At 57.7% G+C, this 22207-nt stretch carries 14 protein-coding genes and 3 tRNA genes; 11 read left to right on the top strand and 6 right to left on the bottom strand.

Features of this window, described 5'->3' with window-relative positions; all coding sequences use genetic code 11:
• The first annotated feature begins 1 nt into the window (after window position 1).
• From recC to recD, 4 genes are all read left to right on the top strand, one after another.
• Window positions 2-3376, top strand: a complete 3375-nt coding sequence (gene recC / locus DVA44_RS04570; protein ID WP_114385834.1) for an exodeoxyribonuclease V subunit gamma — start codon at window positions 2-4, stop codon at window positions 3374-3376.
• Between the two features lie 141 nt (window positions 3377-3517).
• On the top strand, window positions 3518-6400 hold the full coding sequence (gene ptrA, locus DVA44_RS04575; protein ID WP_114385835.1) for a pitrilysin: 2883 nt from the start codon (window positions 3518-3520) through the stop codon (window positions 6398-6400).
• Entirely contained in the window at window positions 6397-9942 is a 3546-nt protein-coding gene (gene recB, locus DVA44_RS04580) for an exodeoxyribonuclease V subunit beta (protein WP_114385836.1), read from the top strand. Before ptrA ends, recB begins: the two co-directional genes overlap by 4 nt.
• Entirely contained in the window at window positions 9939-11759 is a 1821-nt protein-coding gene (gene recD / locus DVA44_RS04585; RefSeq protein WP_114385837.1) for an exodeoxyribonuclease V subunit alpha, read from the top strand. The genes recB and recD overlap by 4 nt, the downstream gene beginning before the upstream one ends.
• 48 nt (window positions 11760-11807) lie before the next feature.
• Here the strand turns inward: recD and argA are convergent, their stop codons facing one another.
• Complete coding sequence (argA, locus tag DVA44_RS04590; RefSeq protein WP_114385838.1) at window positions 11808-13139, bottom strand: amino-acid N-acetyltransferase; 1332 nt, start codon at window positions 13137-13139, stop codon at window positions 11808-11810.
• Window positions 13140-13368: 229 nt separating this feature from the next.
• Between argA and amiC the strand changes: the two genes are divergently transcribed.
• A complete protein-coding gene (gene amiC, locus DVA44_RS04595; RefSeq protein ID WP_103180955.1) occupies window positions 13369-14622 on the top strand; it encodes an N-acetylmuramoyl-L-alanine amidase AmiC in 1254 nt (417 codons plus the stop codon).
• A 103-nt stretch (window positions 14623-14725) separates the two neighbouring features.
• Here amiC and DVA44_RS04600 read toward each other — a convergent pair.
• From DVA44_RS04600 to DVA44_RS04610, 3 genes are all read right to left on the bottom strand, one after another.
• Window positions 14726-14802, bottom strand: a tRNA-Met gene (locus DVA44_RS04600).
• 153 nt (window positions 14803-14955) lie between these two features.
• Window positions 14956-15032, bottom strand: a tRNA-Met gene (locus DVA44_RS04605).
• 43 nt (window positions 15033-15075) lie between these two features.
• Window positions 15076-15152: transfer RNA gene (locus DVA44_RS04610), tRNA-Met, on the bottom strand.
• Between the two features lie 207 nt (window positions 15153-15359).
• Here DVA44_RS04610 and mltA point away from each other — a divergent pair.
• Together mltA and tcdA are read left to right on the top strand one after the other, a co-directional pair.
• Window positions 15360-16457, top strand: coding sequence for a murein transglycosylase A (mltA, locus tag DVA44_RS04615; RefSeq protein WP_103822729.1), 1098 nt, complete (start codon window positions 15360-15362; stop codon window positions 16455-16457).
• 70 nt (window positions 16458-16527) lie between these two features.
• The gene (gene tcdA / locus DVA44_RS04620) at window positions 16528-17334 is read left to right on the top strand and encodes a tRNA cyclic N6-threonylcarbamoyladenosine(37) synthase TcdA (protein ID WP_114385839.1); all 807 of its coding nucleotides are present in this window, start codon (window positions 16528-16530) and stop codon (window positions 17332-17334) included.
• On the opposite strand, the gene csdE is transcribed toward tcdA, so the two are convergent.
• Both csdE and csdA read right to left on the bottom strand, forming a co-directional pair.
• On the bottom strand, window positions 17325-17765 hold the full coding sequence (gene csdE, locus DVA44_RS04625) for a cysteine desulfurase sulfur acceptor subunit CsdE (protein WP_114316888.1): 441 nt from the start codon (window positions 17763-17765) through the stop codon (window positions 17325-17327). The genes tcdA and csdE overlap by 10 nt on opposite strands.
• Window positions 17765-18970 carry a cysteine desulfurase CsdA gene (gene csdA, locus DVA44_RS04630; protein ID WP_103822726.1) on the bottom strand — a complete coding sequence of 402 codons (1206 nt, stop codon included), beginning with the start codon at window positions 18968-18970 and terminating at the stop codon, window positions 17765-17767. The genes csdE and csdA overlap by 1 nt, the downstream gene beginning before the upstream one ends.
• Before the next feature lie 192 nt (window positions 18971-19162).
• Between csdA and DVA44_RS04635 the strand changes: the two genes are divergently transcribed.
• The 4 genes from DVA44_RS04635 to rlmM all read left to right on the top strand — a co-directional run bounded on the left by DVA44_RS04635 (window position 19163) and on the right by rlmM (window position 22189).
• Complete coding sequence (locus DVA44_RS04635; RefSeq protein ID WP_032613722.1) at window positions 19163-19390, top strand: YgdI/YgdR family lipoprotein; 228 nt, start codon at window positions 19163-19165, stop codon at window positions 19388-19390.
• Between the two features lie 350 nt (window positions 19391-19740).
• Window positions 19741-20655 (top strand): glycine cleavage system transcriptional regulator GcvA, encoded by a 915-nt coding sequence (gene gcvA / locus DVA44_RS04640; RefSeq protein ID WP_103180950.1) that lies wholly within the window; start codon window positions 19741-19743, stop codon window positions 20653-20655.
• A 45-nt stretch (window positions 20656-20700) separates the two neighbouring features.
• On the top strand, window positions 20701-21096 hold the full coding sequence (locus DVA44_RS04645) for a DUF423 domain-containing protein (RefSeq protein WP_039029918.1): 396 nt from the start codon (window positions 20701-20703) through the stop codon (window positions 21094-21096).
• Window positions 21089-22189: a 23S rRNA (cytidine(2498)-2'-O)-methyltransferase RlmM gene (gene rlmM / locus DVA44_RS04650; RefSeq protein ID WP_114385840.1), complete on the top strand. Its 1101-nt coding sequence runs from the start codon at window positions 21089-21091 to the stop codon at window positions 22187-22189. The genes DVA44_RS04645 and rlmM overlap by 8 nt, the downstream gene beginning before the upstream one ends.
• Window positions 22190-22207 lie beyond the last annotated feature (18 nt).

Below are 22207 nucleotides of genomic sequence, written 5' to 3' on the forward strand. Positions count from 1 at the left end.
AATGTTAAGGGTCTACCACTCAAACAGTCTTGATGTGCTGGAAGCACTGATGGAATTTATTGTCGAGCAGCAGCGGCTCGACGATCCCTTTGAACCAGAGATGATCATGGTTCAGAGCACCGGTATGGCGCAGTGGTTACAGATGTCCCTTTCACAGAAGTTTGGTATCGCCGCCAATATTGATTTCCCGCTGCCGGCCAGCTTTATCTGGGATATGTTCGTCCGCGTACTGCCGGAGATCCCAAAACAGAGCGCATTCAGCAAACAGAGCATGAGCTGGAAGCTGATGTCACTGCTGCCTGAGATGCTGACCCATGATGAGTTTGTCATGCTGCGCCACTACCTGAACGACGATACCGATAAACGGAAGCTGTTCCAGCTGGCGTCACGTACGGCGGATCTCTATGACCAGTATTTGGTCTACCGGCCGGAGTGGTTAACGCGCTGGGAGGCGGGCGAGCTTGTCGACGGTCTTGACCAGGCGCAAATCTGGCAGGCGCCGCTGTGGAAAGCGTTGGTCGCCCATACTGAGGCGCTGGGACAGCCGCAGTGGCACCGCGCAAATTTATATGAGCGTTTTATCGCGACCCTGGAGTCCGCCTCTGAGACGCCTGCCGGTTTGCCGTCCCGGATCTTTATCTGCGGAATATCCGCACTGCCGCCGGTCTACCTGAAAGCGCTGAATGCCCTGGGCAGGCATATCGACATTCATATTCTCTTCACCAACCCCTGCCGCCATTACTGGGGAGATATTCAGGATGCCCGCTGGCTGGCCCGCATGGTGACGCGCCAGCGTCGTCGCCTGTTTGACGACGGCACGGTACCGCTGTTTAAAGACAGCGAGACGGCCTCTGAACTCTTTGACGAACAGGGGATCCAGCACTTGCCGAACCCGCTGCTCGCCTCCTGGGGCAAGCTGGGGCGCGACTATATCTATATGCTCTCGGAGCTGACCGCCTCCGGGGAAGGGGATGTCGACGCCTTTGCGGATATCACCCCGGATAGCCTGCTGCATAACATACAGCGGGACATTCTGGAGCTGGATAACCGCGCGGTGACAGGCATCACCGCTACGGAGTTTGCCCGCAGTGACAGCAAACGCCGGCTCGATCCTGACGATCGCAGCGTGACCGTTCACCTGTGCCATAGCCCACAGCGCGAAGTGGAGGTGTTGCACGACAAACTGCTGGCGATGCTGGAGGAGGATCCGCAGCTGACGCCGCGCGATATCGTGGTAATGGTGGCGGATATCGACAGCTACAGCCCCTATATCCAGGCCGTTTTTGGGAGTGCGACGGGCGACCGCTACCTGCCGTTTGCCATATCAGACCGTCGCGCGCGTCAATCGCACCCGGCCCTGCAGGCGTTTGTCAGCCTGCTCTCCCTGCCGGACAGCCGCTTCGTCCCGGAAGATGTGCTGGCCCTGCTGGATGTCCCGGTCCTGGCGGCTCGTTTTGATATCGACGAGGAGGCGCTGCGCTACCTGCGCCAGTGGGTTAACGAGTCGGGCGTGCGCTGGGGCATGGACGATGACAACGTGCAGGAGTTTGAGCTGCCCGTCACCGGCCAGCACACCTGGCAGTTTGGCCTGACGCGTATGCTGCTCGGGTACGCCATGGAGAGTAGCCAGGGGGAATGGAATGCCGTGCTGCCTTATGATGAGTCCAGCGGCTTAATTGCCGAGTTGGTCGGGCATCTGGCGTCACTGCTGATGCAGCTTAACCGCTGGCGTCGGGAGCTGATGAAAGCCCGCCCGCTCGATGAGTGGATGCCGGTATGTCGCGAGATGCTCAATGATTTCTTCCTGCCGGATCAGGAAACCGAAGCGGCGATGGCGTTAATCGAGCAGCAGTGGCAGGCGATCATCGATGAAGGGATCTCCTCGCACTATGGTGAAGTGATCCCCCTGTCGTTGTTGCGGGATGAATTAACCCTGCGTCTCGACCAGGAGCGTATCAGCCAGCGCTTTCTCGCCGGGCCGGTAAACATCTGCACCCTGATGCCGATGCGATCCATTCCGTTTAAGGTCGTCTGCCTGCTGGGCATGAACGACGGCATTTACCCGCGCGCGCTGGCGCCGCTGGGCTTTGATTTAATGAGTCAGAATGCGCAGCGCGGCGACCGCAGTCGTCGCGATGATGACCGCTATCTGTTCCTTGAGGCGTTGATCTCCGCGCAACAGCAGCTCTATATCAGCTATATCGGCCGCTCTATCCAGGACAACAGCGAACGGTTCCCCTCCGTGTTGGTGCAGGAACTGGTGGACTACATTGGGCAAAGCCACTACCTGCCGGGCGATGAGGCACTCAACTGTGATGAGAGCGAAAAGCGCGTAAAAGCGCATATTACCTGTTGTCACAGCCGTATGCCGTTTGATGCGGAGAACTACAAGGCTAACGAGCAGCAGAGCTATGCCCGGGAATGGCTGCCCGCCGCGAAACGGGAGGGCGTAGCCCATGGCGACTTTATCCAGACGCTGAAACCGTTAGCGCTTGATACCGTTCCCTTTGAGCAGCTTCAGCGTTTCTGGGCGCACCCGGTGCGGGCGTTTTTCCAGATGCGGTTGCAGGTTAACTTCCGCTCCGAAGAGAGCGAGATCCCGGATGCCGAGCCGTTTACGCTGGATGGCTTAAGCCGCTATCAGCTTAATCAGCAATTGCTGAATGCGCTGGTGGAGCAGGAAGATGCGCAGAAGCTGTTCCGTCAATATCGCGCGGCAGGTCAACTGCCCTATGGCGCCTTCGGCGAGATCGTCTGGGAGGCTCAGTGTCAGGAGATGCAGGCCCTGGCTGGTCGGGTGATTGAGTGCCGTCAGCCGGGTACGAGCATGGAGATCGATCTCAACTGCAACGGTGTGAATCTGACGGGGTGGCTACAGCACGTGCAGCCCGACGGGCTGCTGCGCTGGCGACCGTCGATGCTCAGCGTTTCGCAAGGTTTGCAACTTTGGCTGGAACACCTTGTCTACTGTGCGAGCGGTGGCGAAGGTGAGAGCCGGTTATTTGTCCGCAAAGAGGGTGAATGGCGCTTCCCGGCGTTGTCTGCTGAACAGGCCATGAACTATCTGTCGCAGCTGGTTGAGGGTTACCAGCAGGGGATGAACACGCCGTTGCTGCTGCTGCCAGAAAGTGGGGGGGCATGGATTAAAACCTGTTATGACGCCACAAATGATGCCATGTTAACGGATGAGGCGACCCTGCAAAAAGCGCGCAGCAAATTTTTGCAGGCCTACGAAGGCAACATGATCGTCCGCGGGGAAGGTGACGACGTCTGGTATCAACGCCTGTGGCGAACCCTTGAACCTGAGTACTTCGAGGCCATCACCGACGAGGCCCGACGCTACCTGTTACCGCTGTATAAATTTAATCAGTCCTGACGCCTGTATAAAAATTGCACGGATTTGGGCATTCATTTATGATGCGCAACTTGTCATGGACTGATGTACCAAAACAAAGAGATGCTGGCGTGTCCGGCACGAAGCTTGTTAATGATGATGTCCGTGATGAAGAGGTAGTGAATGCCAGGCAGCACCTTGTTGAAAACGTTAGTTTTGTTCGTCGCTCTTTGGGCCCCCCTCAGTCAGGCAAATACCGGTTGGCAACCCGTTCAGGAAACGATCCGCAAAAGTGATAAAGATACCCGTGAATATCAGGCGATCCGCCTTGATAACGGGATGGTCGTGCTGCTGGTTTCCGATCCTCAGGCTGTAAAGTCACTGTCGGCGCTGGTGGTGCCGGTGGGCTCGCTGGAAGATCCTGAATCCCATCCAGGGCTCGCGCACTATCTTGAACATATGACCCTGATGGGCTCAAAGAACTATCCGCAGCCTGACAGTCTGGCCGAATTCTTGAAAATGCACGGTGGCAGCCATAACGCCAGCACCGCGCCGTACCGTACGGCTTTTTATCTTGAAGTGGAAAACGATGCGCTGGAAGGTGCCGTCGATCGTCTGGCGGATGCCATTGCTGCCCCGCTGCTGGATAAAAAATATGCCGATCGTGAGCGCAACGCCGTGAATGCGGAGCTGACGCTGGCGCGTACCCGGGACGGGATGCGGATGGCGCAGGTCAGCGCCGAAACCATCAACCCCGCGCACCCTGGATCGCGCTTCTCCGGCGGAAATCTTGAGACGCTGAGCGACAAGCCGGGCAGCCCGGTGCTTGATGCGCTGCACGCGTTTCGCGACAAATACTACTCCGCTAACCTGATGAAGGCCGTGGTCTACAGCAATAAGCCGCTGCCGGAACTGGCGCAACTGGCTGCCCAGACCTATGGCCGGGTGCCGAATAAAAATATCACTCGCCCGGAAATCACCGTGCCGGTGGTCACCGACGCGCAGAAAGGCCTGATCATTCACTACGTTCCCGCGATGCCTCGCAAGGTGCTGCGCGTGGAGTTCCGTATTGATAACAATACGCCGCAGTTTCGCAGTAAAACCGACGAGCTGGTTAACTACCTGATTGGCAACCGTAGCCCGGACACCCTCTCCGACTGGCTGCAAAAGCAGGGGCTGGTGGAAGGTATTCGCGCCGACTCCGATCCCGTCGTTAATGGCAACAGCGGCGTGCTGGCGATCTCCGCCACCTTAACCGATAAAGGTCTGGCCCATCGCGATGACGTTGTCGCCGCGATTTTCAGCTACCTTTCGCTGCTGCGTGAAAAAGGGGTGGATAAACGCTACTTTGACGAGCTGGCGCACGTGCTGGATCTCGACTTCCGTTATCCTTCCATTACCCGCGATATGGACTATGTCGAGTGGCTGGCTGACACCATGATCCGCGTGCCGGTTGAGCACACGCTTGATGCGGTCAATATCGCCGATCAATACGATGCCGACGCCGTCAAAGCCCGACTGGCGATGATGACGCCGCAGAACGCCCGTATCTGGTATATCAGCCCGAACGAGCCGCATAACAAGACCGCTTACTTTGTGAACGCCGAATATCAGGTGGACAAAATCAGCGAGCAAACTTTTGCCGACTGGCAGAAGCGAGCCGCCGGGATCGCCCTTAAGCTGCCGGAGGTGAACCCTTACATCCCGGACGACTTTACCCTCATCAAACCGACTAAAGATTATCCACAGCCGCAGCTGATTGTGGATGAGCCTGACCTGCGCGTGGTCTATACCCCGAGCCGCTACTTCGCCAGCGAGCCAAAAGCCAACGTCAGCATGGTGCTGCGTAACCCTGCGGCGATGAATACCGCTAAAAACCAGGTGATGTTTGCGCTGAATGACTATCTGGCCGGTATCGCGCTGGATCAGCTCAGCAACCAGGCCGCGGTAGGCGGGATCGGTTTCTCGACCAACGCCAATAATGGCCTGATGCTCAACGCCAACGGTTACACTCAGCGTCTGCCGCAGCTCTTTAAAGCGCTGCTGGAAGGCTATTTCAGCTACACCACCACCGAGGAGCAGCTGGAGCAGGCTAAGTCCTGGTACGCGCAGATGATGGATTCCGCAGAAAAGGGCAAAGCCTTCGATCAGGCTATTATGCCGGTGCAGATGCTCTCGCAGGTTCCCTACTTCCAGCGTGAGGAGCGCCGGGAACTGCTGCCGTCTATTACGCTGGACGAGGTAATGGCCTACCGTGCCGCGCTGAAAACCAATGCCCGACCGGAGTTTCTGGTGGTGGGCAACATGAGCGAAGATCAGGCGAAAACCCTGGCGCAGGATGTGCGTACTCAGCTGGGTGCGAAGGGGACCGAATGGTGTCGTAACCAGGACGTGCTGGTCGAAAAACAGCAGAACGTGATTTTCGAAAAAGCGGGCAGCAGTACGGATTCCGCACTGGCAGCGGTCTTTGTCCCGACCGGCTATGACGAATACGCCAGTTCAGCATACAGCGCCGTACTCGGACAGATCGTGCAGCCCTGGTTCTACACCCAGTTACGTACCGAAGAGCAGCTGGGCTATGCCGTCTTTGCCTTTTCGATGAACGTTGGTCGCCAGTGGGGGATGGGCTTCCTGCTGCAAAGCAGTGATAAACAGCCAGATTATCTCTGGCAGCGTTTCCAGGCCTTCTTCCCGCAGGCAGAAGCGAAGCTGCGTGCGATGAAGCCGGAAGAGTTTGCCCAGATTCAGCAGGCGGTCATTGCCCAGATTATGCAGCCGCCGCAGACGCTGGCTGAAGAAGCGTCAAAAGTCAGCAAAGATTTTGATCGGGGTAATATGCGCTTCGATTCGCATGATAAAGTAGTGGCCGAGATAAAACAGCTCACGCCACAGAAAGTGGCCGACTTCTTCCACCAGGCCGTGGTCGCCCCGCAGGGGATGGCTATCCTGTCACAGGTTTCCGGTAGCCAGAGTAAGAAAGCCGATGTCACCCCGCCGGCAGGCTGGACGGTATGGAAGAGCGTGAGCGCATTGCAGCAATCTTTGCCCAGGAGTAAGAACGAATGACCGATACCGCTGAGTCCCTTAACCCCTTACGTTTACCGTTACAGGGGGAGCGACTGATAGAGGCCTCAGCGGGAACCGGAAAAACCTTCACCATCGCTGCACTCTATCTGCGACTGCTGCTGGGTCTGGGCGGCAGCGCGGCGTTTAGCCGCCCGCTCAACGTGGAAGAGCTACTGGTGGTAACCTTCACCGAAGCCGCGACGGAAGAGCTGCGCGGACGTATCCGCGCCAACATTCATGAGCTGCGCATCGCCTGCCTGCGACAGAGTACAGATAACCCGCTGTATGCCAGCCTGCTGGATGAGATTGACGATAAACAGCAGGCGGCACAGTGGCTGCTGCTGGCGGAACGGCAGATGGATGAGGCTGCCGTGTTTACTATCCACGGCTTCTGCCAGCGCATGCTCAGCCTGAATGCGTTTGAATCAGGCATGCTTTTTGAGCAGCAACTCATCGAAGATGAATCCCAGCTGCGCTACCAGGCGTGCGCCGACTTCTGGCGTCGCCATTGCTACCCTCTGCCACGTGATATCGCCGAAGCGGTACATAATCTCTGGAAAGGCCCGGACGAGCTACTGCGGACCATCGATCGTTATCTGCGGGGGGAAGCCCCGGTCATCAAATCTGCTCCGCCTGCGGACGAAACGCTGGCTTCACGCCATGAGAAGATTGTCGGCCTGATCGCCGCCATGAAACAGCAGTGGTCTGACAGCGTGGCGGAAATCGAGGCGGTGATTGAGCGCTCCGGCATCGACCGGCGTAAATTCAACCGCGGCAACCAGGCAAAATATATCGAACGCGTTACGGCCTGGGCTCAGGAAGAGAAGCACAGCTATCAGCTGCCTGACGCGCTGGAAAAATTTTCCCAGTCGTTCCTTGCCGAGCGCACGAAAGCGGGGGGCGAGGTGCCGGAACACCCGCTCTTTTCCGCCATCGATAACCTGCTGGCAGAGCCGTTAACCCTTAACGATCTGATGATCACCCGTGCGCTGTCAGAGATCCGCGAAGCGGTGGCGCGGGAAAAGCGCCGTCGCGGTGAGCTGGGCTTCGACGATATGCTCAGCCGTCTCGATGATGCCCTCAACAGCGACAATGGCGAGGCGCTGGCTGCCGCCATCCGGACCCGTTTTCCGGTGGCGATGATCGATGAATTTCAGGATACCGATCCCCAGCAGTACCGGATTTTCCGCCGCATCTGGCGCCAGCAGCCGGATACCGCTCTGCTGCTGATTGGCGACCCGAAACAGGCGATCTACGCCTTCCGTGGGGCGGATATTTTCACCTACATGAAAGCGCGTGGCGAAGTGGCCGCGCACTATACGCTGGATACCAACTGGCGCTCGGCCCCCGGCATGGTAGAGAGCGTGAACACGCTCTTTTCACAGATGAACGACGCTTTCATGTTCCGTGAGATCCCCTTCTTACCGGTCAAATCTGCCCCGAGAAACGCCACGCTGCGTTTCGAGTATAAAGGCAATTTCCAGCCCGCGATGAGCATCTGGCTGATGGAGGGCGAGGGGTGTGGCGTCGGAGATTACCAGACCTTTATGGCCCAGCACTGTGCGGCGCAAATCCGCGACTGGCTGAGCGCTGGCGTACGCGGCGAAGCCATTTTGCACCGGGGTGACGATGCCCAACCGGTGAAGGCGTCAGACATTACGGTGCTGGTGCGCAGCCGTCAGGAGGCGGCGTTGATCCGTGATGCATTGACCCTGCTTGGCATTCCTTCGGTCTATCTCTCCAACCGCGACAGCGTGTTTGAAACGCTGGAAGCCCAGGAGATGCTCTGGCTGTTGCAGGCGGTGCTGGCGCCGGAGCGTGAAAGCACCCTGCGCAGCGCCCTGGCAAGCGCCATGCTCGGCCTTAACGCCCAGGATATCGATACGCTGAATAACAATGAGACACTCTGGGATGAGGCGGTAGAAGAGTTTACCCGCTACCGTGAGCGCTGGCAGAAGCGGGGCGTAATGGCGATGCTGCGCGACCTCATGACCCAGCGCAACATCGCCGAAAATATGCTGGCAACTGCCGGAGGGGAACGCCGCCTGACCGACATTCTGCACATCAGCGAACTGTTGCAGGAGGCGGGGGCCCAGCTTGAGAGTGAATATGCCCTCGTGCGCTGGCTGGCGCAGCACATCGCCGAGCCGAACAGCAACGCCTCAAGCCAGCAAATGCGTCTCGAAAGTGACAAGCATCTGGTTAAAATCGTCACCATTCACAAATCGAAAGGGCTGGAGTATCCGCTGGTCTGGCTGCCCTTTATCGCCAACTACCGGGTTCAGGATCAGGCCTTTTATCACGATCGTAAGACCTTCGAAGCGGTGCTCGACCTCAGCAAGGCCGACGACAGCGTGGAGCTGGCCGAGGCGGAACGGCTGGCGGAAGATTTACGCCTGCTCTATGTGGCACTGACCCGTTCGGTGTGGCACTGCAGCTTAGGCGTGGCGCCGCTGTTCCGTCGGCGTGGCGAAAAATCGGGTGACAGCGACTTCCACCTGAGCGCGCTTGGACGCCTGATCCAGCGCGGCGAGCCGAAAGATGCTGCCGGTCTGCGCCAGTGTCTGGAGGCGTTGTGCAACGACCACATTGCATTGCAGGTTGCCGGTGTGGCAGACGCCGCCCGCTGGCATATGCCAGATCCGGTGTTGCCGGATCTGCAGGCGCGGCAGGTGGCCCGCATGCTGTATGACGACTGGCGGGTCACTAGCTATTCCGGGCTTCAGCAGCACGGGCACAGTATCGCCCAGGATCTGATGCCGCGCCTCGATGTTGATGCCGCAGGCACCGGCGAAGTGCCGCAGGAGCCAGAGCTGACGCCGCACCAGTTTCCGCGCGGCGCCTCGCCGGGCACCTTTTTACACAGCCTGTTTGAAGCACTCGATTTTACGCAGCCCGTCTCCCCGGAGTGGGTGCTGGAGATGCTGCAAAAAGGGGGGTACGATGCCCGCTGGGAGCCGGTGTTAACCCGCTGGATCGCGCAGGTGCTGGAGACTCCGCTCAATGAGGAGGGGATCTCACTGAGCCAGCTGACAGCCGCTGATAAGCAGGTTGAGATGGAGTTTTATCTGCCCATCGCCGGGCCGCTCACCGCCGGGGCGCTGGATGCGTTGATTCGCGAGTACGATCCGCTCTCCCGGGGCTGCCCGCCGCTCGATTTTCGTCAGGTGCGCGGCATGCTGAAAGGCTTTATCGACCTGGTCTTCCGCCATAATGGCCGCTATTACCTGCTGGACTATAAATCCAACTGGCTGGGTGAAAACAGCGAGGCCTATACCCCGCAGGCTATGGCCCGGGCGATGCAGTCGCACCGCTACGATCTGCAGTACCAGCTCTACACCCTGGCGCTGCACCGATATTTACGTCACCGTATTGCCGACTATGACTATCAACACCATTTCGGTGGGGTGATCTACCTGTTTTTACGTGGCGTGGATGGCAGCTCGCCGGGCGCCGGTTGCTTTGCCACCCGTCCGGATGAAGCGTTAATCGAACAAATGGATAGCCTGTTTTCCGCCAGCAACGAGGAGCTAACACAATGACGATGCAGGAACACTTGCTGGAAGCCGTAGAGGAGCGCGTGCTGCGTCGTCTGGATGTACAGTTTGCGATGATGGTAGCAGGGAACGACGAACCGGCGGTGATGCTGGCGGCGGCGATATTAAGCCGTGATGCGGGAGAAGGGCACGTTTGCCTGCCGTTGTCCCGACTGCGTGCCGAGGCGAAAAGCGCCGCGCTGCAGGCCTGTTTTGCGCTGTTTGACGAAGAGCCGGACTGGACCGCTACGCTGCTGCGCTCCCGCGCGGTGAGTGCAGGGGATGAACCGACGCCGCTGGTGCTCACCGGCGAGCGGCTCTACCTCAACCGGATGTGGCGCTATGAGCGGGCGGTGGCCCGCTTCTTTAGCGAAGCCAATCAGCCGTTGCCCCATGACAGCGCCGACGTTCAGCGCACGCTGAATGCGCTGTTTACCTCTGATGAAGCCGTCAACTGGCAAAAGGTGGCTGCGGCAGTCGCGTTAACGCGGCGTATTTCCGTGATTTCCGGCGGACCGGGGACCGGCAAAACGACCACCGTTGCCCGCCTGCTGGCGGCGCTGATCCAGATGGCGGGAGAGGAGAAATGCCGGATCCGGCTGGCGGCCCCCACCGGTAAAGCGGCCGCTCGTCTGACCGAATCGCTGGGCGGCGCGCTGCAAAAACTGCCCCTGACCGAGGCCCAGCGCGCGCGATTCCCGACGGAAGCGAGCACGCTGCACCGTTTGCTTGGCGCGCAGCCGGGCAGCCAGCGCCTGCGTTACCATGCAGGTAATCCGCTGCACCTGGATGTGCTGGTGGTGGATGAGGCGTCGATGATTGACCTGACGATGATGTCGCGTCTGATTGACGCCCTGCCGCCCCATGCCCGGGTTATTTTCCTCGGCGATCGCGACCAGCTGGCCTCCGTCGAAGCGGGCGCGGTACTGGGTGACATCTGTACCTGGGCCAGCGCCGGCTTTACGGTCCGGCGCGCGCAGGAGCTTGCCAGCATGACGGGATGTGAGATGCAGGGCAACGTCAGCCCGGTCGCGGGTGCGCTACGCGACAGCCTGTGCCTGCTGCAAAAAAGCTACCGTTTTGGCAGCGATTCTGGCATCGGGCAACTGGCGGCCGCGGTCAACCGGGGCGATCGCCACGCTATCCGCTCGGTATTTGATGGCAAATTCAGTGATATTGAGAAAAAGCAGCTTCAGAGCGGGGAAGAGTATCTGGCGATGCTGGAAGATGCCCTGCAGGGGTATCAACATTTTCTCGACAGCGTGCAGCAGCAGGCCTCCGAAGCGGAGATCCTGGCGGCATTTGGCCGCTACCAGCTGCTTTGCGCCTTACGGGATGGCCCCTTCGGCGTCGCCGGGCTTAACGAAAGGCTCGAGCAGGTCCTGGCGCAAAAACGCCGTATTGGCCGTCAGCCCCATTCGCGCTGGTATGAAGGCAGGCCGGTGATGATTTCACGCAACGACAGCGCGCTGGGCCTGTTTAACGGCGATATCGGGATTGCGCTGGATCGTGGTCAGGGTCTGCGGGTCTGGTTCCAGATGCCGGACGGCAGCGTGAAGTCCGTGCAGCCCAGCCGCCTGCCGGAGCATGAAACCGCCTGGGCCATGACGGTGCATAAATCCCAGGGCTCTGAGTTCGATCACGCGGCGCTGATTTTACCTAACCAGATGTCGCCCGTCGTGACCCGCGAGCTGGTCTATACCGCCATTACCCGCGCCCGTCGGCGTTTGTCGTTGTATGCGGATGAAGGGGTGCTGACCCAGGCTGTCACCATCCGTACGGAGCGGCGCAGCGGGCTGAGCGCGATCTTTGAAGCCTTATAAGCGAGTGAAAAGCCGGGCAGCGCTTGCCCGGCCTGTGGGTGATGACCGTTATCCCAGGTCCGCCATCAGCACTTTTGAACGGCGCTGGTAGTTGTACATCTCTTTCTTGGTTTCCGGCAGGGAATCAATGTCCACCGGCGTGAAACCCCGCTCCTGGAACCAGTGAATGCTGCGGGTCGTCAGCACAAACAGCTTGCTCAGCCCCATCTGCCGCGCCTGGAGGGCGATCCGCTCCAGCAACACTTCGCCGCGCGATGAGCTGCGGTAATCCGGATGCACCGCCACGCAGGCCATTTCACCGATCTTCTCTTCCGGGAAGGGGTAGAGCGCCGCACAGGCGATGGTGAGGTTATCGCGCTGAATAATGGTGAACTTGTCGATTTCCATCTCCAGCTGTTCGCGGGAGCGGCGCACCAGGATCCCCTGCTGCTCCAGCGGGCGGATGAGTTCCAGAATGCCGCCGATGTCGTTGATGGTGGCGCGACGGATCTGCTCGGCGCTCTCCATCACAATCTGCGTCCCTATACCGTCGCGGGAGAAGAGCTCCTGCAGCAGGGTGCCATCTTCCTGATAGCTGATCAGGTGGCTGCGACGCACGCCGCTGCGGCAGGCTTTGATTGCGCCCCGCAGAAAACGCACGGTACCGGAGTAGTAGTCCCCCTGCGCCTCAAGGGCATCGACGCGCGCCTGAGCCTCGTTAGGGAACAGCTCAGAGACAATATTCCCGAGCTCGTTCATCACCCCCTGCGAGGAGCAGAAGCCGATCATTTTTTCTGCTTTCAGCTTGATCGCCAGCTGGGTGGCAATCTCTTCGGAGGTGAGATTGAAGCTTTCGCCCGTGACAGAGACGGCAACCGGGCCGGTCAGCACAATCGCGCCGCCGTCGAGCTGACGGTGGATCGCCTCTTCATCAATACGACGAATACGTCCGCTGTGGCAGTAATCCACGCCATCATCCACGCCGAGCGGCTGGGCGATAATAAAATTACCGCTGACCACGTTAATATGCGCCCCCTGCAGCGGGGTGTTGTTAAGGCTCATCGACAGACGCGCGGTGATGTCCAGCTGCAGCAGACCGGCGGCCTGCTTAACCAGCTCCAGCGTTTTAGCGTCGGTGACGCGGGTATGTTTGTGGTAGATCGGCTCGTGATGATGCGCGGCCAGATTCGCCTCGATCTGCGGGCGAGCGCCATACACGACGACCAGGCGAATACCCAGGCTATGCAGCAGGCCGATGTCATTGACAATGCTGGAGAAATTCTCATGCTCAATGGCTTCGCCACCCAGCATGACGACAAACGTCTTTCCCCGGTGGGCGTTGATATAGGGAACAGAATGGCGGAATCCCTGGACCAGTTCGATTCTACGTTCCTTCACCACGGCACAACCCCTCAATGAATGTTTATTCGTAATTTTTGTATTTTTATTCGAATATCGCGCTGTGCGCAAGCCAAACTTTTCTGCGAAGCAAAGAAAAGATTCAGTTAAGTTATCGTTAACGCATGATTGTTTACCCTTTTAGGGATGACAGGTTATGCATCATTCGTTAAAGTTTTCGGTCAATTTGGACGTTATGAAAAGTTATTCGATATCTTTGCTCGGGAGAAGCATGTCGGGATCCAGTAAAGCATTAAGTCGCCGTCGCCTGTTACAAGGGGCTGGGGCAATGTGGTTGCTTAGCGTTAGTCAGGTCGGGTTTGCCGCCGTCAGTCAGGTTGTTGCGGTGCGCGTCTGGCCGTCTTCGACCTATACGCGCGTGACGGTCGAGTCAAACCGGGTGCTGAACTATAAGCAATTCGCGTTGAGCAACCCGGAGCGGGTGGTGGTGGATATCGAAGGCGTAAATCTTAACTCGGTGCTGAAAGGAATGAGTGCCCAGATCCGCGGCGACGATCCCTTCATCAAGTCCGCGCGGGTAGGGCAGTTTGATCCAAAAACCGTGCGCATGGTGTTTGAGCTCAAGCAGAACGTCAAACCGCAGCTGTTTGCTCTCGCGCCGGTGGCCGGTTTCAAAGAACGTCTGGTTATGGACCTCTATCCTGCCAACGCGACCGATATTCAGGATCCGCTGCTGGCCCTGCTGGAGGATTACAACAAAGGCGATCTGGAAAAACAGGTACCGCCTGCGCAAAGCGGCCCGCAGCCCGGCAAAGCGGGACGCGATCGCCCGATTGTGATCATGCTCGATCCGGGGCACGGCGGCGAGGACTCCGGCGCGGTAGGCAAATACCGGACCCGGGAAAAAGATGTGGTGCTGCAAATCGCCCGTCGCCTGAAGGCGATGATCGACAGAGAAGGCAACATGCGCGCCTACATGACGCGCAACGAAGATGTCTTTATTCCGCTGAAGGTGCGGGTAGCGAAAGCGCAAAAGCAGCGTGCGGATCTCTTCATCTCTATCCATGCGGACGCCTTTACCAGCCGTCAGCCCAGCGGGTCATCAGTGTTTGCCCTCTCCACCAAAGGGGCGACCAGTACCGCAGCACGCTATCTTGCCGATACCCAGAATGCCTCCGACCTTATCGGTGGGGTAGGGCGGAGCGGCGATCGCTACGTCGACCACACCATGTTCGATATGGTCCAGTCGCTGACCATCACCGACAGCCTGAAGTTTGGTAAAGCGGTGCTGGGCAGGCTTGGGCATGTGAACAAACTACATAAGAACAGCGTCGAGCAGGCCGGATTTGCGGTGTTAAAAGCGCCGGACATTCCGTCGATTCTGGTGGAAACCGCGTTTATCAGTAACGTGGAAGAGGAGCGCAAACTTAAAACGGCTAAGTTCCAGCAGGAAGTGGCGGAGTCGATACTGGCGGGGATTAAGGCCTATTTCTCTGACGGGGCGACGCTGGCGAGACGCGGATAAGATCAACACTGCCCGGCGGCGCTGCGCTTGCGCGGGCCTACGGGTGGGCTGACGACAAAAACAAAAAAACACCCGGAAGGGTGTTTATTGTTTTTAGAAGTGTTGGTTGCGGGGGCCGGATTTGAACCGACGACCTTCGGGTTATGAGCCCGACGAGCTACCAGGCTGCTCCACCCCGCGTCCGTCTTTATACTTCGCATTTCAAACCACATGTGCGTTGGCTTTCCTCGTTCACCTCAGTCACTTACTGGAGTAAGCTCCTAAGGATTCACTGCGTCGCCGCCTTCCTGTGATTCGAACTGCTTTGTATAAACTTACTTCTTTAAATTTGATTGGTTGCGGGGGCCGGATTTGAACCGACGACCTTCGGGTTATGAGCCCGACGAGCTACCAGGCTGCTCCACCCCGCGTCCGTCTTTCTGCTTTGCAGAAGATACTTCATCAAATTTTAATTGGTTGCGGGGGCCGGATTTGAACCGACGACCTTCGGGTTATGAGCCCGACGAGCTACCAGGCTGCTCCACCCCGCGTCCGTGGATGCGCACTATACTCTGCTGACTTTTTGATGCAACCCTTTTTCGTAAAAATCACCAAATTAGACGTTGATTTGTCCGCTCTGTCGTCGATTTGAATATTTTTTGCGCAAAATTTACCTAAGGGAAGGCAATCGCATTTCAATACCTTTGCCGGTTTGTTATCTTCGTTGCGCAGAATGGGGCAACTTGAAGATGGGATATATGAAAGGACGTTGGGCGAAGTATCTGATGACAGGCGCACTGGTAGCAATCCTCGCCGCCTGTTCCTCCAAACCGACCGATCGCGGTCAGCAATATAAAGACGGGAAACTGACCCAGCCTTTCTCTTTAGTAAACCAGCCGGACGCCGTGGGCGCGCCCATTAATGGCGGGGATTTCGCCGAGCAGGTGAGCCAGATCCGTACCGCATCGCCGCGGCTGTATAGCTCGCAGAACGCCGTTTATAACGCCGTGCAGGATTGGTTACGCGCCGGGGGCGATACCCGCACCATGCGCCAGTTCGGCATTGATGCCTGGCAGATGGAGGGCACCGATAACTACGGTAACGTCCAGTTTACCGGCTACTACACCCCGGTGGTACAGGCCCGCCATACCGCGCAGGGTGAGTTCAAATACCCTATCTACCGCATGCCGCCAAAACGTGGCCGCCTGCCGTCCCGCGCCGAAATCTACTCGGGCGCGCTGAGCGACAACTATGTTCTCGCTTACAGCAACTCGCTGATGGATAACTTCATCATGGATGTGCAGGGCAGCGGCTATATCGATTTTGGCGACGGCAGCCCGCTTAACTTCTTCAGCTATGCGGGTAAAAACGGCCATGCCTACCGCAGTATCGGTAAAGTGCTGATCGATCGCGGGGAGGTGAAACGCGAAGATATGTCGATGCAGGCGATCCGCGAGTGGGGCGAGAAGCACAGCGAATATGAAGTGCGTGAGCTGCTTGAGCAGAACCCGTCGTTTGTCTTCTTCAAACCGCAAAACTTTGCCCCGGTGAAAGGTGCCAGCGCGGTGCCGCTGATTGGCCGCGCGTCGGTCGCCTCTGACAAGACAGTGATCCCGCCGGGCACCACGCTGCTAGCCGAAGTCCCGCTGTTGAATAACGAAGGCAAATTCAGCGGCCAGTACGAGCTGCGCCTGATGGTGGCGCTGGACGTGGGTGGCGCGATTAAAGGCCAGCACTTTGATATCTATCAGGGCATTGGCGCCGATGCCGGCCACCGCGCGGGCTGGTATAACCATTACGGCCGCGTGTGGGTGCTGAAAACCGCCGCAAGTACGGGCAACGTCTTTAGCGGCTGAGTGTGGTAATATTGACGCTATGTTTTCCGGGGTGAGGGGTAACTCTCACCCTTTTTACATCTGAGGTCTTATGTCTGTGGTAATGAGCGAAGCCTGGCGCCAGCGTTTTGGTGGCACCGCACGTTTATATGGTGAAAAAGCCCTGCAACTGTTTGCCGATGCGCACATCTGCGTGGTCGGCATTGGCGGCGTCGGCTCATGGGCAGCGGAAGCGCTGGCACGAACCGGGATCGGCGCCATTACGCTTATCGACATGGACGATGTCTGCGTCACCAACACTAACCGGCAGATCCACGCCCTGCGCGACAGCGTCGGGCTGGCAAAATCCGAGGTGATGGCGGATCGCATTCGCCAGATCAACCCGGAGTGTCGCGTCACGGTGATTGATGATTTCGTGACCGCCGATAACGTTGCCCAGTATATGGGGGCTGGTTACAGCTACGTGATCGACGCCATCGACAGCGTGCGCCCGAAAGCGGCGCTGATCGCTTGGTGTCGTCGCAATAAAGTGCCGCTGGTGACCACCGGCGGTGCGGGCGGGCAGATGGACCCGACGCAGATCCAGGTGACCGACCTGGCGAAAACCATTCAGGATCCACTCGCGGCCAAGCTGCGCGAGCGTCTGAAAAGCGATTATGGCGTGGTGAAAAACAGCAAAGGCAAGCTGGGCATCGACTGCGTCTTTTCAACGGAAGCGCTGGTCTATCCGCAGGCAGACGGTTCAGTCTGCGCCATGAAAAGCACTGCGGAAGGGCCAAAACGGATGGACTGTGCCTCCGGATTTGGCGCGGCCACGATGGTGACCGCGAGCTTTGGTTTTATCGCCGTCTCTCATGCCCTGAAAAAGATGATGGCGAAGGCGGAACGTCAGGCCTGACGTGCCGCTTCCAGTACCGCGTCACTGAGCGCAGTCAGTCCCTGGCTGCGCGAGGCGCTAAGCTGGCCGCGTAGCCCCAGCGCATCAAACAGCGCCAGCGGATTCTCCTCCAGGATCTGCGCGGCGCTTTTCCCCTCAATGGCGGTCAGCAGCACGGCCAGCAAGCCGCGAACAATCCGCCCTTCGCTGTCGCCATAAAAGTGCAGCTTATCCCCAATTTGTGTAACCCCAAGCCAGACGCGGTTCTCGCAGCCGGGGATCTCTTTTGCCTGCGCTTTGAGTTCATCAGACAGCGCAGGGAGCTGCTTGCCCAGCAGGATCAACTGGCGATATTTGTCTTCCCACTGGGTCAGCGGGGCAAAGGTCTGTTTTAACGTCTCTTCAGTGATGACGGTGCCGAACGGATGTCCGGCCAGGGTTGGGCTTGTCATTAATCCACCAGTAAAGCAAGAGCGCGATCGACGGCGGCAACCAGCGCGTCGACATCGCTTTGGGTGTTATAGGGAGCAAACGAGGCGCGCAGCGTGCCGTTGACGCCGAGCGCCGCCAGCAGCGGCTGGGCGCAGTGCTGACCGGCGCGCAGGGCAATGCCATACTCCGCCAGCAGCGTCACCATGTCGCTGTGATGTACCCCGGCAAAATCGAATGCCAGCAGGCTCGAATCCTGTACCCGGAAGGAGCGAAAACCGGGGCGTTGTTTCAGCGCCTCTTCCGCCAGCGTTGCCAGCCCGCGACTCCAGCTCTCTGCCTGTTGCAGATCGATATCCGCCAGCCACTCCAGCGCCGCGCTCAGGCCAATGACGCCTGCGACATTTGGCGTCCCGGCTTCCAGACGATAAGGCACCTGCTGAGTTTTAAAACCGTCGAAAGTCACCTCGGTGATCATCTTGCCGCCGCCGAGCCACGGGGACATCTCCTCCAGCAGCGCCGCTTTGCCGTACAGTGCGCCAATCCCGGTAGGGCCGTACAGCTTATGTGCGGAGAAGGCATAGAAATCGATATCCAGCGCCTGCACGTCCGCCGGGAAGTGGACCACGCCCTGGGCGCCATCCACCATCACTACCATCCCGCTGGCATGGGCGAGCTGAATAGCGCGGGCCAGATCCGGGCAGCCGCCGGTGACGTTGGACATCTGCCCCAGCGCGAGAATGCGGCTGCGCGGGGTGATCAACTCAGGCAGGCGAGCCACATCCGCCAGGCAGTCTGTGCCAATCGGGAGCTTAACCACCTTCGCGCCGGTCTGTTCGGCTACCATCAGCCACGGCACGAGGTTAGCGTGGTGCTCCGCCTCGCTGACGATAATCTCATCACCCGGCTGCAGGCGCGGGCGGGCATAACATTGCGCCACCATGTTGATGGCTTCGGTGGTGCCCCGCGTCCAGACAATATTTTTGCCGCTTTCAGCGTTAAGCAGGCGGGCAACCTGATCGCGCGCCGCTTCATAGCGCGCGGTTAAGCGCTGGGCTTCGGCAAACTGGCTGCGATGCACATTGCCGGCGCTCAGGCTGTAAAACTGGTTGGTGGCCTCAATCACTGCCTGAGGCTTAAGGGCTGTCGCAGCGCTATCAAGATAGACACCGGCATCGGCCAGGGCCGGAAACTGCGCGCGAAAATGGGCAGGGCTGAATGCGTTCATGGAATTCCTCTTCGTGATGATGAGATCGTCGCGCAAATTCCGCAGCAGGGCAAGAAGGTTGATCTCTATCGGAATTGTCTGTTTATCCTGGCGCAGCAGACGAAGCAGGTTATGCTGAAATAGAGTCAGGAGAATGTCTTAGCCTGTTAATAAACACGCTTGAAATAGCATTAATTGCTGAAGGAGAAGAAAATGAAAAAGACTATCGCAATCGCCTCTGCCTGTATGCTTACCTTTGCCCTGAGCGCCTGTTCTGGCAACAACTATGTTATGCACACTAACGATGGCCGCTCCATCGTCTCAGAGGGTAAGCCGCAGACTGATAATGATACCGGCATGATCTCGTATAAGGATGCCAACGGGAATAAACAGCAGATCAACCGCAGTGATGTGAAAGAGATGGTTGAACTGGACCACTAACGGAATTGCAGACAAAAAAAAAGCACCGCAATTGGGCGGTGCTACATTAATCACTATGGACAGACAGGGTAAATGTACAGGAAGTGAAAAGGTGGTAGTTTTCCTACCGTGGTCTGAATCGCAGACCAATTGCAAACACAACAACACAACATCACAACCGTAAGCCAAAAGCCCATCAGAACACGCATTCCAAAAAAAGCTTTTCGTTCCGGCTCAGGAAGTGCCGCCACTATAGGTATTTGCTGGTAGTTCCTCAACGGACAATTTATAATGGCTCAGATAAAAAAAACTAATAGGTTAAACGTTGTTTCCTGTTTGTTAAAAGCCGTTAACATCTAAGCCAGATAACCATGTCCAAGCGATTACCACCACTTAATGCATTACGTGTATTTGATGCTGCTGCGCGCCATCTGAGCTTCACGCGCGCGGCCGATGAGCTTTTTGTGACTCAGGCCGCAGTCAGTCATCAAATCAAGTCTCTTGAGGATTTTCTGGGCCTCAAGCTGTTCCGCCGCCGCAACCGTTCCCTGCTTCTGACGGAAGAGGGGCAGAGCTATTTTCAGGATATCAAAGAGATATTTTCCCAGCTCACCGAGGCCACCCGTAAGCTGCAGGCGCGCAGTGCCAAAGGGGCACTGACGGTCAGTTTATTGCCAAGTTTTGCCATTCAATGGCTGGTGCCGAGACTCTCAAGCTTTAACTCAGCTTATCCGGGAATCGACGTTCGAATCCAGGCGGTCGACCGTCAGGAAGAGAAGCTGGCAGACGATGTCGACGTAGCGATTTTTTATGGCCGGGGCAACTGGCCAGGGCTGCGTGTTGAAAAATTGTACGCGGAATATTTGCTGCCGGTCTGCTCGCCACTACTCTTAACGGGCGAAAAAGCGTTAAAAACGCCGGACAATCTGGCGCAACACACGCTTTTGCATGATGCTTCTCGCCGCGACTGGCAAACTTATACCCGCCAGCTCGGTCTTAACCATATCAATGTGCAGCAGGGACCCATCTTTAGCCACAGTGCGATGGTGTTACAGGCTGCCATCCACGGACAGGGCGTGGCGTTGGCTAACAACGTGATGGCGCAGTCCGAAATTGAGGCTGGCCGCCTGGTCTGCCCCTTTAATGATGTTTTGGTCAGTAAGAACGCATTTTATCTGGTTTGTCATGACAGTCAGGCAGAACTGGGTAAAATAGCCGCGTTTCGCCAGTGGATCCTGGCAAAGGCGGCCAACGAGCAAGAAAAATTCCGCTTTCGGTACGAGTAACTTTTTCTTTTGCGTGCAGGGCGCGCATAACTTCAGGACAGAAACATGACCAGCCGTTTTATGCTGATTTTTGCCGCGGTGAGTGGCTTCATTTTTGTTGCGCTGGGCGCCTTTGGCGCACATGTATTACGCAAATCCCTGGGTGTAGTGGAGATGGGCTGGATCCATACCGGTCTGGAATATCAGGCGTTTCATACCCTGGCAATCTTCGGACTGGCCGTGGCGATGCAGCGCCGCATCAGCATCTGGTTTTACTGGAGCAGCGTATTTATGGCGCTGGGTACCGTGTTGTTCAGCGGTAGCCTCTATTGCCTTGCGCTGTCGCATTTACGCCTGTGGGCGTTTGTTACCCCGGTGGGCGGCGTCAGCTTCCTGGTCGGGTGGGTTTTAATGTTAATCGGTTCGTTCCGTCTGAAACGCAAGGGCGTTGTTCATGAATAAAGTTGTCTTATATTGTCGCCCGGGCTTTGAAAAAGAGTGTGCCGCGGAAATTACTGATAAAGCCGCGAAGCGTGAAGTCTTTGGTTTTGCTCGCGTGAAAGAGAATGCGGGCTACGTTGTTTTCGAATGCTATCAGCCAGAAGATGCCGATAAACTGGTTCGCGAGCTGCCGTTCAGCTCGCTGATTTTTGCCCGTCAGATGTTTGTGGCCGGCGAGCTGCTGCAGGATCTGCCGCCAGAGGATCGTATTACCCCTATTGCCGGTATGCTGCAGGGTGTCGTGGAGAAGGGCGGTGAGCTGCGCGTTGAGGTGGCCGATACTAACGAAAGCAAAGAGCTGATGAAGTTCTGCCGCAAATTCACCGTGCCGCTGCGCGCCGCACTGCGTGACAGCGGCGTGCTGACCAACTACGAGACGCCAAAGCGTCCGGTGGTGCATGTCTTCTTTATCGCTCCGGGCTGTTGTTATGCCGGGTATTCCTATACCACCAACAATTCGCCATTTTACATGGGGATCCCGCGTCTTAAGTTCCCGTCCGACGCGCCGAGCCGTTCCACCCTCAAGCTGGAAGAGGCGTTCCATATCTTTATCCCGGCTGACGAGTGGGATGAGCGTCTGGCAAACGGGATGTATGCGGTGGATCTGGGGGCCTGTCCGGGGGGCTGGACCTATCAGCTGGTGAAACGCAACATGTGGGTCTACTCCATTGATAATGGCCCGATTGCGCAAAGCCTGATGGACACAGGCCAGGTGACCTGGCTGCGCGAGGATGGTTTCCGCTACCGTCCGAACCGCAATAACATCTCGTGGCTGGTGTGCGATATGGTAGAAAAACCGGCCAAGGTGGCCGCGCTGATGGCAACCTGGCTGGTCAACGGCTGGTGTCGCGAGGCGATTTTCAACCTCAAGCTGCCGATGAAAAAGCGCTACGAAGAGGTTTCCCAGAACCTGGCATACATCCAGACCCAGCTTGATGAGCATGGCATCAATGCGGAGATCCAGGCGCGTCAGCTGTACCACGACCGCGAAGAGGTTACCGTGCATGTGCGCCGCTGGTGGGCTGCCGTGGGTGGTCGTCGCGACGAGCGGTAATCTGTACAACGCCCGGTA

The sequence above is a fragment of the Leclercia sp. W17 genome (assembly GCF_003336325.1).
Classification (GTDB): domain Bacteria; phylum Pseudomonadota; class Gammaproteobacteria; order Enterobacterales; family Enterobacteriaceae; genus Enterobacter.

What these genes read in the sequence shown, in the direction of transcription:
- recC (WP_114385834.1), top strand. Translation starts at nt 2, where the DNA reads ATGTTAAGGGTCTACCACTCAAACAGTCTTGATGTGCTGGAAGCACTG.
- ptrA (WP_114385835.1), top strand. Translation starts at nt 3,518, where the DNA reads ATGCCAGGCAGCACCTTGTTGAAAACGTTAGTTTTGTTCGTCGCTCTT.
- recB (WP_114385836.1), top strand. Translation starts at nt 6,397, where the DNA reads ATGACCGATACCGCTGAGTCCCTTAACCCCTTACGTTTACCGTTACAG.
- recD (WP_114385837.1), top strand. Translation starts at nt 9,939, where the DNA reads ATGACGATGCAGGAACACTTGCTGGAAGCCGTAGAGGAGCGCGTGCTG.
- amiC (WP_103180955.1), top strand. Translation starts at nt 13,369, where the DNA reads ATGTCGGGATCCAGTAAAGCATTAAGTCGCCGTCGCCTGTTACAAGGG.
- mltA (WP_103822729.1), top strand. Translation starts at nt 15,360, where the DNA reads ATGAAAGGACGTTGGGCGAAGTATCTGATGACAGGCGCACTGGTAGCA.
- tcdA (WP_114385839.1), top strand. Translation starts at nt 16,528, where the DNA reads ATGTCTGTGGTAATGAGCGAAGCCTGGCGCCAGCGTTTTGGTGGCACC.
- csdE (WP_114316888.1), bottom strand. Translation starts at nt 17,765, where the DNA reads ATGACAAGCCCAACCCTGGCCGGACATCCGTTCGGCACCGTCATCACT.
- csdA (WP_103822726.1), bottom strand. Translation starts at nt 18,970, where the DNA reads ATGAACGCATTCAGCCCTGCCCATTTTCGCGCGCAGTTTCCGGCCCTG.
- DVA44_RS04635 (WP_032613722.1), top strand. Translation starts at nt 19,163, where the DNA reads ATGAAAAAGACTATCGCAATCGCCTCTGCCTGTATGCTTACCTTTGCC.
- gcvA (WP_103180950.1), top strand. Translation starts at nt 19,741, where the DNA reads ATGTCCAAGCGATTACCACCACTTAATGCATTACGTGTATTTGATGCT.
- DVA44_RS04645 (WP_039029918.1), top strand. Translation starts at nt 20,701, where the DNA reads ATGACCAGCCGTTTTATGCTGATTTTTGCCGCGGTGAGTGGCTTCATT.
- rlmM (WP_114385840.1), top strand. Translation starts at nt 21,089, where the DNA reads ATGAATAAAGTTGTCTTATATTGTCGCCCGGGCTTTGAAAAAGAGTGT.